The following is an 11612-nucleotide window of genomic DNA, read 5'->3' as shown; positions in this document are numbered from 1 at the left end:
CATTCCGTCGCGCCCGCCATTCCCCCCGCGCGCCTAGCAATCCGCGCTTTGCTCACTACACTCCCTGCATTGTTCCTCCATCTCCCGGAACTCCCCGCATGAGCGCCCTGTTTAACCCGATCAAGCTGCGCGGCCTGACCTTGAACAACCGCATCGTGGTGTCGCCGATGTGCCAATATTCGGCCGAGGACGGCGTCGCCACCGATTGGCACTTCACCCACATCAACAATCTCAGCCTGTCGGGCGCCGCGATGTTCTGCATCGAGGCGACGCATGTCGAGGCGATCGGCCGCATCACGGCGGGCTGCCTCGGGCTCTACAGCGATGCCTGCGAGGCCGCCTTGAGGCCGATCCTCAATTCGGTGCGGAGATATTCCTCCGCGGCGATCGGGATGCAGCTCGCCCATGCCGGCCGCAAAGCCAGCAGCGCGCGGCCGTGGGAGGGCGGCCAGCTGATTCCGGTCGAGCATGGCGGCTGGCAGACGGTGGCGCCATCGGCGGTGCCGCACAAGGAGGGCGAGGCCGCCCCGCTGGCGCTGGATGCGGCAGGCCTGAAGCGCATTCGCGAGGCCTTCGTCGACTGCACCAAACGCGCCGCGCGCCTCGGCATCGACGCCATCGAGGTGCATGGCGCGCACGGCTATCTCCTGCATCAATTCCTCTCGCCGATCTCCAACAAGCGCACCGACGAATATGGCGGCAGCCTCGCCAACCGCATGCGCTTTCCGCTCGAAGTGTTCGACGCGGTGCGCGCCGCGTTCCCCGCTGACAAGCCGGTCGGCATGCGGGTGTCGTCGACCGACTGGGTCGAGGGCGGCTGGGATCTGGCGCAAACGATAGAATTTGCGAGAGCGCTGAAGGCGCGCGGCGTCGACTGGATCGATGCCTCCTCCGGCGGCGTCTCGCCGCTGCAGAAGATCCCGCTCGGCCCCGGCTATCAGGTGCAGTTTGCCGATAGCATCAAGCGCGAGACCGGCTTGCCCACCATCGCCGTCGGCCTGATCAGCGATGCCAAGCATGCCGAGGAGATCGTCGCATCCGGCAAGGCCGACATGGTCGCGCTCGCCCGCGGCATGCTCTACGACCCGCGCTGGGGCTGGCACGCCGCCGCCGAGCTCGGCGGCGTGGTCGAGGTCCCGCCGCAATATTGGCGCTCGCAGCCACAGGCGCAAAAGGCGCTGTTCGGCAAGACCACGTTCGGGGCGAGGTGATTTCCTCGCCTCCAGCGCAAACGAGGCTCCTCTCGGCCCCGCTTGCTGGGAGAGAGAGCTAAGCCGCCTGCTATAATCCCCTTCGCCTTCCACGCCCCCCAAAACTGGCCTAACCTCCGTCTCCTCAACGCCTCACGGAGGCCGGCCATGCGTTTTGGTATCCGCAAAACTGCCCATGTGTTCGAGCGCGTGGCCCTTGCGATGGCGGGAGCCGCGTGCGGCCTGTTCGTCGGCGCCTATGTGGGATCTGCGATCCCCACGCTGACCACGCAGGGATTCCTGCTGCTGATGATGGCCTTGGGCGCGGTCGGCTTCTATCTCGGCATCGACACGCCGCAAATGCCTTTCGACGACGCGCACAGCGCGATCGACGCCGCGGAATTTCTCAGCTCGGCCGGCACGCTCTGCGCCACGCTGACCGCGTTCGTCTCGGTCGCCGTGATCGTGCTGCGGCTCGATCCGCACCTGGCCTGGACCTGGCTCGTCTTCGCCGGCTGGATCGCCGGCGTCGCCATGCAGATCGTCGCCGGCGCCAAGGCGAGGATGCGGAAGTAGCTTACCCCTCCAGGACCCCTCCAGGGAGGCTAAGGAAGATGCCTAAAACACCACGCCCACGCGCGTGCCGCGCTTCCAGGCGATGCGGCAGCGCTTCCTGGTGTTGACGTGGAGCAGTTCGAAACGATCGGGAATCTTGACCTGGCCGCCGAGATCGACGCAGGCGCCGCCGGGCGAATAGTCGATCAGCGTGCACGGGATCACCGGCGCGCGCGGGTCGGTGATGATCTTGGCCTGTCGCGACACCAGCCCGGCGGGCTTCACACGGACATACTTGCGCGGATGCATTGGCACGTCTCCTCCAATTCCGCAGGTATCGCGGCGGGTGGTTTGTCCCATGATGGAAAAGAGATGATGCGATCAGACTAAGGTTGCCGGGAGAATTTTAATGAAAAGTGTCGGCGAGAGCAGAAAGCGGCGGTAGCGGGGTGGGACGTCTCGCGTCAATCCGCCCTGTCCTCCCTGCCTAGTGCGCAATTGCGCACCAGGCAGGGACGACAGCGGTGGTGTTGCGCGACCCTGCCCACCACCGTCATTGCGAGCCAACGGGTCCGCGCGAAGCGCGGCCCGATGACAGGCTCCGTGAAGCAATCCAGAATCTTTCCGCGGAGGGACCCTGGATTGCTTGGTCGCAAGGGCTCCTCGCAATGACGCGCGGAGAGGTCGCCGCCACCTCACCCCGTCACGCCCTCCTCCATCCCATCCGCCGCCACATCCACCCCCGGCTCCACCGGCATCGGCACCGTCACGTAGTCCTTCGGCAGGTTCACCGGCCGATACCCCGGCTCCACCGCCATTCGCTTCAACACGCTCTCATGCACATGCGCGCCTTCGGGGATGACGCGCGGCTCGCAATCGGGGATATAGAAGCCGAAATAGACCTTCCGCTCCGGCCATTCCTTGTACGTCGCACGCTTCGGCACGTACTCCAGCACGCGCCAGGCGGCCGTCATCGAATTGTGCAACTCGCCCGTCTTCCCGGTGTAAGCGGGCTCCACGTATTTGAACGGCGAGTTCTTGCGAGGGACGCCCCAGGCGAGCTGGTTCACCGTGCGCGGGTTGAACTTCAGCCCGGCCTTCTCGGCCTCCGCGATCATCCAGAGCAGCGGATATTTGGATTGCCCGCTCTCCGCTTCCGGATAGCCGCCCCCGACGTCGCAATGCACGCCGGCGAACCACACCTGCAGGATGTCCTGCGGCACCTTCTTCTCGTCGGGTACGTAGCGGTTGCTCCAGAACTCCTGCGGCTCTTCATACTGCTTCAGGCGGAACATGCAGCGCCGCTCGTCGATCGCGATCGCCTGCCGGAAGGTTTTTACGCTGGGATTGCGCAGCGTGAAGGCGAGCTCCTCCAGGCTGAACAGGAAGAAGAAATTGTCGCGCCGCGGCACGATCACGCTCGCCACCGTGTCCCAGACGCCGATGAAGTGGATGGTCGGCCAGCGCGTCGAGGTGATGCGCGCGAACTGCGCGGCGAGGTCGAATTCGTCCTTCGGCAGCGGCCCGCTCTCGTCGGTCGCGATATCCTTGAGATCCTCGATATCGTTGCCGCGCCCCGTGCCGGAATATTGCTTGTAGGCGACGAGCCCGCTCCCAGCGAGGTTCGCCTGCTCCGGCGAGATCAGCCCGATCTTGTGGATCAGCCCCGCCAGCACCCGAACCGTGTAGGCCCCGCGCGAAAACCCGAACAGATAGATCTTGTCGCCCGGCGCGTAGTGCTGAACCAGGAAGCAATAGGCCGAGAGCACGTTGTCATCGAGCCCATAGCCGGTGGCGAGCCCCAGCACCAGGTTGATATTGGCCTTCCAGCGGTGCCACGTCGTCGGCTGCGTCACCGTGCCGACCCCGGGATCGTAAAACACCAGCTGCCGCGGCGACGTCTTGTCCGTCTTGCGCAGGCAGCGATAGAGCTTCAGGACGTTGGAGATGTTCTCCGAAATCTCGTTGCCGGTCCCGTCACAGCAGATGACGAGGTTCTTGCCGGTGGGCTTGTGGTCGGTGCTGGCTGCGTGCTCCATGGGATGCGCCTCCGGGTGATGCTACCGGGGCGAGTATAGCGGAAATGGATGACAGCGGGGAGGCAACGTCGCCGGCGCCCAGCCCCATGGCCACATCGTCTGTTGACATTAACCTGTTGTTAACCATGCGGTTGCCTAATGCTGACGATGGGGGGATCACCATGTCGGCCCATGTGACGCGACCGAGGTTGATGCCTGTTTCGGCCGATCCGGCCATCCGGTCGGTGGCGAGGCTGGCTGTTCGCGCCAAGGCCGTCCTACAGGGCAAAGCGCCTGTCCTACGGAGCAAAGCCATGTTCGGAAAGGACGACTTAGTGGACAATCTCAGCCGCGATCTCGATCGCGCGCGCGGAAGACGAGATGCGCTCGCATCCGAAGCCACGGCTCTGGCGGCCCAGATCGCCGAAATTGAAGCCCGTCTTTCGGAGGAAAAGAAAAGGCGTGAGCGTGAGCGCGTCTTGAGCGAGGTCGAAGCGATCAAGACGCGAATCAAGCAAGCCGCCGGCGCGTTTGCGCCTGTCGTCGATGGTCTCTCGAGGGCGATCGAGCAGGCTGCGGCGGTTGTGCCCGAGGCGCGCGAGCTCAATAGTTTCCTGGTATCGGTGGCGACCGAGATCGACAGCGTGCTCGATCCCCTGCTCCGCGAACTGGATCAGCGCGCGGATGCGGTGCGAACCGGACACGCAGCGTTGGACCTGCCGAGTTCGGCCGTTGAAGCGCCGCCCATCGAGCTGCCGAAAGACACCAACGAACGCCTGCTTCGTTTTCCGGCGTGGCTGTCCCGCGACAAGGAGACGGACAGGAAGGACACCGCCGAGAGCCCGCGCAGCACGGCGGCGTGACGCATCGGCACGCTGTGCAGCTCAAAAGCTCGTCTGCATATCTGACGTTCGGAGCGCGTTGAGAATTAGACCACCTCTCCCTGCTGGGAGAGGGTGATCCGGGCGGCCGAACCTGATCTCATCGCACCCTGGACTAGCCCAAAGCGGAATGGCTTCAAGTCGAATCGACTGGCCGCGGGCTCGTTCGAACCTCTCCCGCTTGCGGGAGAGGGAGCGCACCTCCTTCGCCGCCCCCTCAGTTGGCGGCGCGGCGCAGGAAGGCCGGGATATCGAGAACGGCCTCGTCGGGTGCATTGCGCGCAGGGGCGCGGCCGTAAGGATCGAGCGGCTGAAGCGCCGCCTGCCGCGCATAGTCCAGACCCGGCCTTGCCGGTGGCCCCACGGGGTGGTGCGGCGGCGGGCGGAGCGGCGGGCTTCCCGCTTGCGGAAGGGGGGCACTGCGCTCGATGCGATCGGCGATGCGACGGCCGTCGTTGCGCAGCCTGCCGGCGAGCTGGGTGAGGGCGGTTTCCACCGGTAGCGCCTGCGCCGGATCGAGATTATCGATTCCGGTCGCCACCACCGAGACGCGGACGATGCCTTCGAGGCTTTCGTCGAACGACGCACCGACGATGATGTTGGCGTCCGGGTCGGCCTCGTCGCGAATGCGGGTCGCGGCTTCGTCGACCTCGTACAGCATCAGATCCTTGCCGCCGGTGATGGAGATGATGAGACCACTGGCACGCTTGATCGAGGGATTCTCGATCAGCGGATTGGAGATCGCGGCGACGGCGGCGGCGAGCACGCGCTTCTCGCCGGAAGCCTCGCCCCGTCCCATCATGGCCTTGCCCTTCTCCTTCATGACGGAGAGGACGTCGGCAAAATCGAGATTGATCAGGCCTTCCTTGACGATGAGGTCGCTGATGCAGGCCACGCCCGAATAAAGCACCTGGTCGGCAAGGGCGAAGGCATCGGCGAACGTGGTCTTCTCGCTGGCCACCCGGAACAGGTTCTGGTTCGGGATGATCAGGAGGGTGTCGACCGTCTTCAGCAGCTCCTCGATGCCGGCTTCGGCAAAGCGCATGCGGCGCTGGCCCTCGAAGTAGAACGGCTTGGTGACCACGCCGATGGTGAGGATGCCGAGTTCGCGCGCAATCCTGGCGACGATGGGTGCAGCCCCGGTGCCGGTGCCGCCGCCCATGCCGGCCGTCACGAACACCATGTGCGCACCGTTCAATTGCTCGCGGATCGTGTCGATCGCCTCTTCGGCTGCGGCGCGTCCCAGTTCCGGCTGCGAGCCGGCGCCGAGGCCTGCGGTCACCCTCGTGCCGAGCTGGATGAGGCGCTTCGCCTTCGACATCGCCAGCGCCTGCGCGTCCGTGTTGGCGACCACGAACTCGACCCCTTGCAGTCCGGCCGTGATCATGTTGTTGACGGCATTGCCGCCGGCGCCGCCGACGCCGAAGACGACGATGCGGGCCTTCATTTCATGGATATCGGTATTGCCAGTCATTCTTCCCTCGCGATTGCTCCGGCAAGCCGGGGGTTAAAGAAAGTCTCGAGTGCTACCTGCAAGCCGCGCGGTCTGCTTTGACGATGGCGGCGGCAAGATGTCCCAATCGACGCGCGGCGTGTCCCGCGATCGAGCCGCCCCGGCGATCGGTCCGCAGCGTCGTCACTTCGTCGTCCAGTCGTGCCGCCCACGCATTGGCTGCCATGGTCTCGGCGATCGCCTGCTGCAGCTCGACGGCGAGGCGATCGGCGCGGTCCCGCTCGCGCTCGAACACGGCCCTGTAGGCGGTCGCGACTTCTTCGAGCCGCGCGATCTCCGCCTTGAAGGCCCCGATCTTGATGGCCTCGATCTTTGCCATGGAGGCATCGACGGGATCTGCCCGGCGGCCCTTTCGCGGGCGGGGCGTGTACCGGAGCGCGGCGAGATCGACGCTCACCAGGGCCTTGCCGCCATCCGACCGCGAGCGCGGCAGGCGGCGACGTCTCGCCAGCGACCGCGCGGCCTCGCGCGAGATATCGAGGCGGGCACTGAGATCGGCATACGTCAACAACTCAACGCACATCGGCGCTTCTCCTGGAGCGAACCGGGAAGGCATTTCGAGCTAATGATGGCTGGACGATTACCGCAGGCTAGGCTGCGTTGGTTAATGGGAGGTTAACGGGCGAGGGGGGTGTTTACGGGTGGCGCTGCGGTGCCGGCCGAGGGAGTCGTAGGGCACCATCTGCCGCAGCGAGGGCTTGTCCGTCTTGCGCAGGCAGCGATAGAGCTTCAGGACGTTGGAAATGTTCTCCGAGATCTCGTTGCCGGTGCCGTCACAGCAGATGACGAGGTTTTTCGGTTCGGGTTCGCTGGCGCGGCTAGAACTACCATTCGGAAGGTACAAGAGCTTGGCCACGCCACTCTTCTGTGAGAGCAACTCCGGGAAGATCCCCCCAAACTCCCTCATCAGCATGATCAAGCACGATAATCTGGAGGCGGCCGCCGGCAGATTCTGCCTCTCGCCCTAAGAGAGAAAACACTTTGCGGACTGCCACAACGTCCTGGTCTCGCAGGGTCAATCCCTCGGGAGTATCATCGCCAGCGGTACGCTTGGGAAAATACACCTGGCTCGGCTGATCGTAGACTAAGAAGCTCGGTACAAGATGTTGAGGTTCAGTCAGGAAGAACTTTTGCAAGGCAAGCGTCAAGCTAATGTGATATGCGAGCCAGTTTGCTCCACTGCCAATCTCCCAAAGATAGTCGTCTCGGCTACCGCGAATTACTTTCACTGTAAGGTCGTCAATTATAAGCCTAACCGGCGCATCGGGCCATTCGGCGTCAAGTTGGGGGACCATTTGGCTGGTCATGCTCTCCACTCGAGCGAGAGCGTTGCTTAGCTTGCGGCGGATTTCTGCTTCAGAAATGATCTTTTGGAGATCCTCAATTTGCTTTCGAAGGGTGGCGATCTCTGTACGCAGGTCCGACGATTGGTCGGCCCTGTCATATAGTTGCAATGCTTGCTCAAGGCGGCCTAGGAAACGTTCGATTCGATCGAAATGGTCAGTAGCTCTGCGTGCAGTCTCGGAGTCCCGTTCCAGGTTGGAAATCTCATTTCGAGTTTCGTTTAATCGAGTGAGCACTTCCTCTGTAGCCGATCGCTGCCTGAGCATTTCCTTGTCTAGCGTACCTGAAACGCTCGGGAGCGATTTGAGCCTTACATCCAAAGCATCCAGATTGTCGCAAAGCCTTAAGAGCTTACTTCTATCGCCTCCACTAAGCGCCGAAATTGGATCGTCAGATTCATCGTCAACCAAGCTGCGAATCCAATCCGCTATGGCGAGTCGATCACGCTGCACGCGCACAGATCCGCCATAGACTTCGCTGCTCTCAAGAAGCCGTCGAAGCTCATTCAGTCGTTGCCGATGCTCGTGAAGCTGTTCTGCCAGCTCACTCTCTCTTGATCTTAGCGTCTGCAACCTTGTCAAAGCTACGTCAATTCCAGCAAGCGAGGGTCTCGCATTCTTATCATTGTTCGTAACGATCTCTCGAAGCAGATCAACGATGTTTGCCCAATCTGGAGGAATTGCTTCCTTTCGCGGGCAGTAATCCAAGCTCTATTGCTTGCCGGAGCCATCCTTGCGCTTCTAGCTGCCATGCTGAGTTGGCGGATGTTATCGCTCTCATCTCTGCTTCTTTGCGGCGCAGGATGCGACTTAGTCGATCTAGTTCAAATCTGGCTTGTAGGATTGCAGCAGTAACAGCGCCGAGCACATAAGGAAAAATTGTCTTTAGCTTCTCGCGGTGCTCAGTTGTATCGGCCTTGAAAAACATAACGTCTGGATTGGCGACAATATTCTGCGGCTGAAACGTGAAAGCCATAAGGTCGCGAAAACTCGGGCGCGCCTTGTATCCCCCTTCCGAGTTTGGTTCGAATTCTAGGTTTGTTAGTCCGGCGACTCGGTTGAGCGCGTCTTTGACGAAATCTACGTTGGCATTCTTGCCCTCTATTCGATCGGGGACATCGATTTCTCCGCCCTCCAGGAAATACATGTCGCCCGTACTCTGTTGGTCGCCGGGTTCGCGTCTGGCTAAGAGCTTTAGACCCTCCACGGTTTCGATGACGATCCCAAACCATCCACACTTCTCGCGGATTACGCCGACGGGTATCGCGCACCTATCCGCACCCAAACAATAGTCAATGATGGGAATGACCGCGGATTTACCTGTCTTTGACGCGCCGCTGATCACGTTCACGGAACCGCGTTTGAACTCGACGAACCTTGGGGATTTCTTCGCACGAGGCCACAGTATGAGTTTACGAATCTGAAAATACATCAGAACTCCACCGCCAAAATCGAACTTACTTGCTGAAAACTCAGCTGCGAGAACCAAAAACCGACCTTTTCCGCAGCTCCGGTAAATGCCTTAATTCGCTCTGGAACTTTTGGGTTTCGGGTACCGTCTTCTAGCGAGTTTGCGCGGATACTGATGGACGCGTAGTCAAGCGTTAATAGGCGTTGGCTAATGCCGAGACCAATCGACTGCAAAGTGAGAGGACGAAGTGCAAGCGCGCGCTCATGTACAGCTAGAAGATTTTCTCGTTCCTTTCCGAGTTTCGCTGCAAATAGTGTGAGCCCGGAGGATCTCAACGTCGAACTGATAAGATCAAGGGTTGGTCGGTGAAGCAGCAGCGGCAAAACTAAGAATGATAGGGGCAAAAGCACGCTGCGGCCGTCGTCTGCTTGATAACCGAGTCCAAACCGCCAAAGAACGTATGCACCTAAGGCGGGATTTTGGATGATCTCTATTTCGTCCAATCGCCGTGAGTTTGGCACTTTGAACTACTCCTCGCTTAGCCCGAGCAATGATTCGTACTCTGGATGCCAACCCAATCGCATATCGTCAGCTAAGGCGTTGAAGCAGCCATGGACGAAATGCTCGGGAACTGCGCGGCCATCGATCGGAATTTGCAGCTGCGCGCACCGTCGATAAATTGCGCGCCCTTGGCGGGCAGGGTCGTTGTGCGAGGAGACATCCGCGACTTCGTCGGAGACGAGGCCATGACGCCACACGAGGGAGTCGTCAAACTCGCGTAAGCTTCCTTCGAAGACGGCCCCGGTTTCTGCCCAGCGGGTTTTATCAGCGGACGAGCGAAGATAGTCGCTCACAGCCCTGACCCGATCATCATAGCTTGAGTCAATAATCTTGAGTTGTCGAATGAAGGTCGGTCGTTGGACAAGGATAGCTGTGACTTCGATTTCGTTCGGCCTTTCAGTTAGCGATGTCAGCAAGCCGGGAAGATTGTTCCGCTGAACAAATGCTATGAAGTTCGCCTTGAATCTGTCTCCATCTATCTGCGCGGCGCTGCCCTGTCGGATTAGTTCATCGGCCTGCTCCTTGGCCATTCCAATCGCAGACTCGCAAAGAACGTCTACCAATTCGGGGACAATAGTTGTTTTGATGAGTGCGCGCAGGCTCTCAAGTGGGTCGGTTTCGCTAACAATTGCCAATCGAGTTATGATGGCGGCGCGTTCATCGTGGCCAGCTGAAAGAAAGCGCTGAACGTAGGGGGCGCAAGCCGTAGGTTTCTTCTTTTTAAAGTTTGAAGCCACAGCGGCCGCCAGCTCTTCGACGTCGGCGTCTGAGTTGCAGTCGTTTAGTGCCGCGGCCAGCGAACCGGTGTGGAAAGGGGAAACGTAGATCTGAAACTGACACTTCTTGGGATCAATTGCTCCGCTTGCTGCGCTGTCGAGCCAATTGGCGATCGCCTTCCAAAGGTCTGCAGCCCAATCTGACAATGGATTTTGCCTGAGGGCACTTTTCGTTTGCTCTAGGGCGAGGCTGCCGTCGGCGTAATGGACAGCTACATCATCGAGCAGTTCTAAAGAAACATGAGCTCCGCCTGGACAAGTCAGAAGGTGATAGCAGAGCCGAACAGGTTGCAGCGCGAAGCCCAGATACGGCCCGGGTGCAGCATGCTTTGCAGCTCTTACAGCAACGTTCATTCCGCCCCTGCTCCGTAGACCGCGACGCTTTCTCCTCTTCTTTTATGCACGCCGCGGTTGATGGCAAATAAGGCTAAAGCATAGGCTGCGAATCGCGACGAGGGGAGTCTTCGCAGTGAGGCGCAGTAACCTCAGTGCACAACAAAAACGGCCGGATCTTCCGATCCGGCCGCTACTCAAACTCTTACTCGGCTAAGCCTACGCCACGCGACGCAACTTAGCCGCCGCCCTAACGGTAATTCTTCTCAGCTCGCCTGCTTCGCCGGCGCGGTGTCACCGACCTTCTTCTGGATGGCGCGCTTCAGCTCGACGGCGCGCGGGGAGAGGGCGTCGGGGTTGGCCTTGAGCAGGAAGGCATCGAGGCCGCCATTGTGGTCGACGCTCTTGACCGCGTTGGTGGAGACGCGCAGGCGCACGTTGCGGCCCAGGGCTTCCGACATGAACGTCACGTTGACGAGGTTCGGCAGGAAGCGGCGCTTGGTCTTGATGTTGGAGTGGCTGACCTTGTGGCCGACGAGGGGGCCCTTGGCCGTCAGTTCGCAGCGGCGAGACATGGCAAAATCCTTATCCGTGAACCCCCAACGATCTGCGGCCGCCATTTTTGGGCGCCACGGGGGCAAATTCTCTGTCCTTGCAGGGAGCGGGCGGACGTATAGGGGGGAAGGGGCGGGACGTCAAGGTTTTGGGCGGGGATTCGGCCGCCCGGGCGGTGCGCCCCCTCCTCCGCGCGCGGGGGAGGGTTGGGAGAGGGCTCTCTCCTCTGCGAGGCCAGACGTCATGACGGATGGTGTCCCCCCAGAGGAGAAAGCCCTCACCACGCTTAGCGCGACCTCTCGCGCAAGCGGGAGAGGTAAGGGAGCCCGCGGTTACCTTCCGATCACCAAAACGGCAATGATTGTCGCACCTTACCATCACATAAAGGGCGTATTCGCCGCCGAAGACTCAGGTGGAGTTCCCAGGGCGAGACGCCCCCACATTGTTTGCCGCCGTTTTTGGCTTAAGTAACAGCG

12 protein-coding genes and 1 pseudogene are annotated in these 11612 nt (G+C 61.1%); 3 read left to right on the top strand and 10 right to left on the bottom strand.

The genetic code is table 11. The features are described 5' to 3' along the window. Nucleotides 1-98: 98 nt before the first annotated feature. Nucleotides 99-1211, top strand: a complete 1113-nt coding sequence (locus P6U28_RS30045; RefSeq protein ID WP_129144469.1) for an NADH:flavin oxidoreductase/NADH oxidase — start codon at nucleotides 99-101, stop codon at nucleotides 1209-1211. A gap of 147 nt (nucleotides 1212-1358) precedes the next feature. Beyond that, a complete protein-coding gene (locus P6U28_RS30040) occupies nucleotides 1359-1766 on the top strand; it encodes a hypothetical protein (protein WP_122400563.1) in 408 nt (135 codons plus the stop codon). Between the two features lie 42 nt (nucleotides 1767-1808). Here the strand turns inward: P6U28_RS30040 and P6U28_RS30035 are convergent, their stop codons facing one another. Together P6U28_RS30035 and P6U28_RS30030 are read right to left on the bottom strand one after the other, a co-directional pair. Next, nucleotides 1809-2054: a PilZ domain-containing protein gene (locus tag P6U28_RS30035; RefSeq protein WP_027573877.1), complete on the bottom strand. Its 246-nt coding sequence runs from the start codon at nucleotides 2052-2054 to the stop codon at nucleotides 1809-1811. A gap of 386 nt (nucleotides 2055-2440) precedes the next feature. Continuing rightward, nucleotides 2441-3784, bottom strand: a complete 1344-nt coding sequence (locus P6U28_RS30030) for a DUF2235 domain-containing protein (RefSeq protein ID WP_407120386.1) — start codon at nucleotides 3782-3784, stop codon at nucleotides 2441-2443. 86 nt (nucleotides 3785-3870) lie between these two features. On the opposite strand from P6U28_RS30030, the gene P6U28_RS30025 reads away from it, so the two are divergent. Beyond that, nucleotides 3871-4626, top strand: coding sequence for a hypothetical protein (locus P6U28_RS30025; protein ID WP_407120385.1), 756 nt, complete (start codon nucleotides 3871-3873; stop codon nucleotides 4624-4626). A gap of 235 nt (nucleotides 4627-4861) precedes the next feature. Here P6U28_RS30025 and ftsZ read toward each other — a convergent pair whose 3' ends face one another. The 8 genes and pseudogenes from ftsZ to rpmB form a co-directional block, all read right to left on the bottom strand. Then, the gene (ftsZ, locus tag P6U28_RS30020) at nucleotides 4862-6118 is read right to left on the bottom strand and encodes a cell division protein FtsZ (protein ID WP_407120384.1); all 1257 of its coding nucleotides are present in this window, start codon (nucleotides 6116-6118) and stop codon (nucleotides 4862-4864) included. A 52-nt stretch (nucleotides 6119-6170) separates the two neighbouring features. Then, nucleotides 6171-6680, bottom strand: coding sequence for a hypothetical protein (locus P6U28_RS30015; protein ID WP_407120383.1), 510 nt, complete (start codon nucleotides 6678-6680; stop codon nucleotides 6171-6173). A gap of 116 nt (nucleotides 6681-6796) precedes the next feature. Continuing rightward, nucleotides 6797-7013 (bottom strand): annotated as a pseudogene (locus P6U28_RS30010) (T6SS phospholipase effector Tle1-like catalytic domain-containing protein); the annotation flags it as partial. Continuing rightward, nucleotides 6982-7911 (bottom strand): DUF3732 domain-containing protein, encoded by a 930-nt coding sequence (locus tag P6U28_RS30005; protein ID WP_407120382.1) that lies wholly within the window; start codon nucleotides 7909-7911, stop codon nucleotides 6982-6984. The pseudogene P6U28_RS30010 and the gene P6U28_RS30005, both read right to left, overlap by 32 nt. A gap of 241 nt (nucleotides 7912-8152) precedes the next feature. Continuing rightward, entirely contained in the window at nucleotides 8153-8932 is a 780-nt protein-coding gene (locus P6U28_RS30000; protein ID WP_407120381.1) for a hypothetical protein, read from the bottom strand. Continuing rightward, nucleotides 8932-9432, bottom strand: coding sequence for a three component ABC system middle component (locus P6U28_RS29995; RefSeq protein WP_407120380.1), 501 nt, complete (start codon nucleotides 9430-9432; stop codon nucleotides 8932-8934). The genes P6U28_RS30000 and P6U28_RS29995 overlap by 1 nt, the downstream gene beginning before the upstream one ends. Nucleotides 9433-9438: 6 nt before the next feature. After that, nucleotides 9439-10602 (bottom strand): ABC-three component system protein, encoded by a 1164-nt coding sequence (locus tag P6U28_RS29990; RefSeq protein WP_407120379.1) that lies wholly within the window; start codon nucleotides 10600-10602, stop codon nucleotides 9439-9441. 245 nt (nucleotides 10603-10847) lie between these two features. Then, complete coding sequence (gene rpmB, locus P6U28_RS29985) at nucleotides 10848-11156, bottom strand: 50S ribosomal protein L28 (protein WP_407116353.1); 309 nt, start codon at nucleotides 11154-11156, stop codon at nucleotides 10848-10850. Between the last annotated feature and the right edge of the window lie 456 nt (nucleotides 11157-11612).

This window comes from Bradyrhizobium sp. STM 3561 (assembly GCF_045571455.1).
Lineage (GTDB): Bacteria > Pseudomonadota > Alphaproteobacteria > Rhizobiales > Xanthobacteraceae > Bradyrhizobium > Bradyrhizobium vignae.
The sequence above is the reverse complement of the archived record's forward strand: the minus strand, read 5'-3'. Positions and strand labels throughout refer to the sequence as shown.

Excerpts from the sequence above, each read along its gene's own strand:
- P6U28_RS30045 (WP_129144469.1), top strand. The coding sequence starts at position 99 with ATGAGCGCCCTGTTTAACCCGATCAAGCTGCGCGGCCTGACCTTGAAC.
- P6U28_RS30040 (WP_122400563.1), top strand. The coding sequence starts at position 1,359 with ATGCGTTTTGGTATCCGCAAAACTGCCCATGTGTTCGAGCGCGTGGCC.
- P6U28_RS30035 (WP_027573877.1), bottom strand. The coding sequence starts at position 2,054 with ATGCATCCGCGCAAGTATGTCCGTGTGAAGCCCGCCGGGCTGGTGTCG.
- P6U28_RS30030 (WP_407120386.1), bottom strand. The coding sequence starts at position 3,784 with ATGGAGCACGCAGCCAGCACCGACCACAAGCCCACCGGCAAGAACCTC.
- P6U28_RS30025 (WP_407120385.1), top strand. The coding sequence starts at position 3,871 with ATGGCCACATCGTCTGTTGACATTAACCTGTTGTTAACCATGCGGTTG.
- ftsZ (WP_407120384.1), bottom strand. The coding sequence starts at position 6,118 with ATGACTGGCAATACCGATATCCATGAAATGAAGGCCCGCATCGTCGTC.
- P6U28_RS30015 (WP_407120383.1), bottom strand. The coding sequence starts at position 6,680 with ATGTGCGTTGAGTTGTTGACGTATGCCGATCTCAGTGCCCGCCTCGAT.
- P6U28_RS30000 (WP_407120381.1), bottom strand. The coding sequence starts at position 8,932 with ATGTATTTTCAGATTCGTAAACTCATACTGTGGCCTCGTGCGAAGAAA.
- P6U28_RS29990 (WP_407120379.1), bottom strand. The coding sequence starts at position 10,602 with ATGAACGTTGCTGTAAGAGCTGCAAAGCATGCTGCACCCGGGCCGTAT.
- rpmB (WP_407116353.1), bottom strand. The coding sequence starts at position 11,156 with ATGTCTCGCCGCTGCGAACTGACGGCCAAGGGCCCCCTCGTCGGCCAC.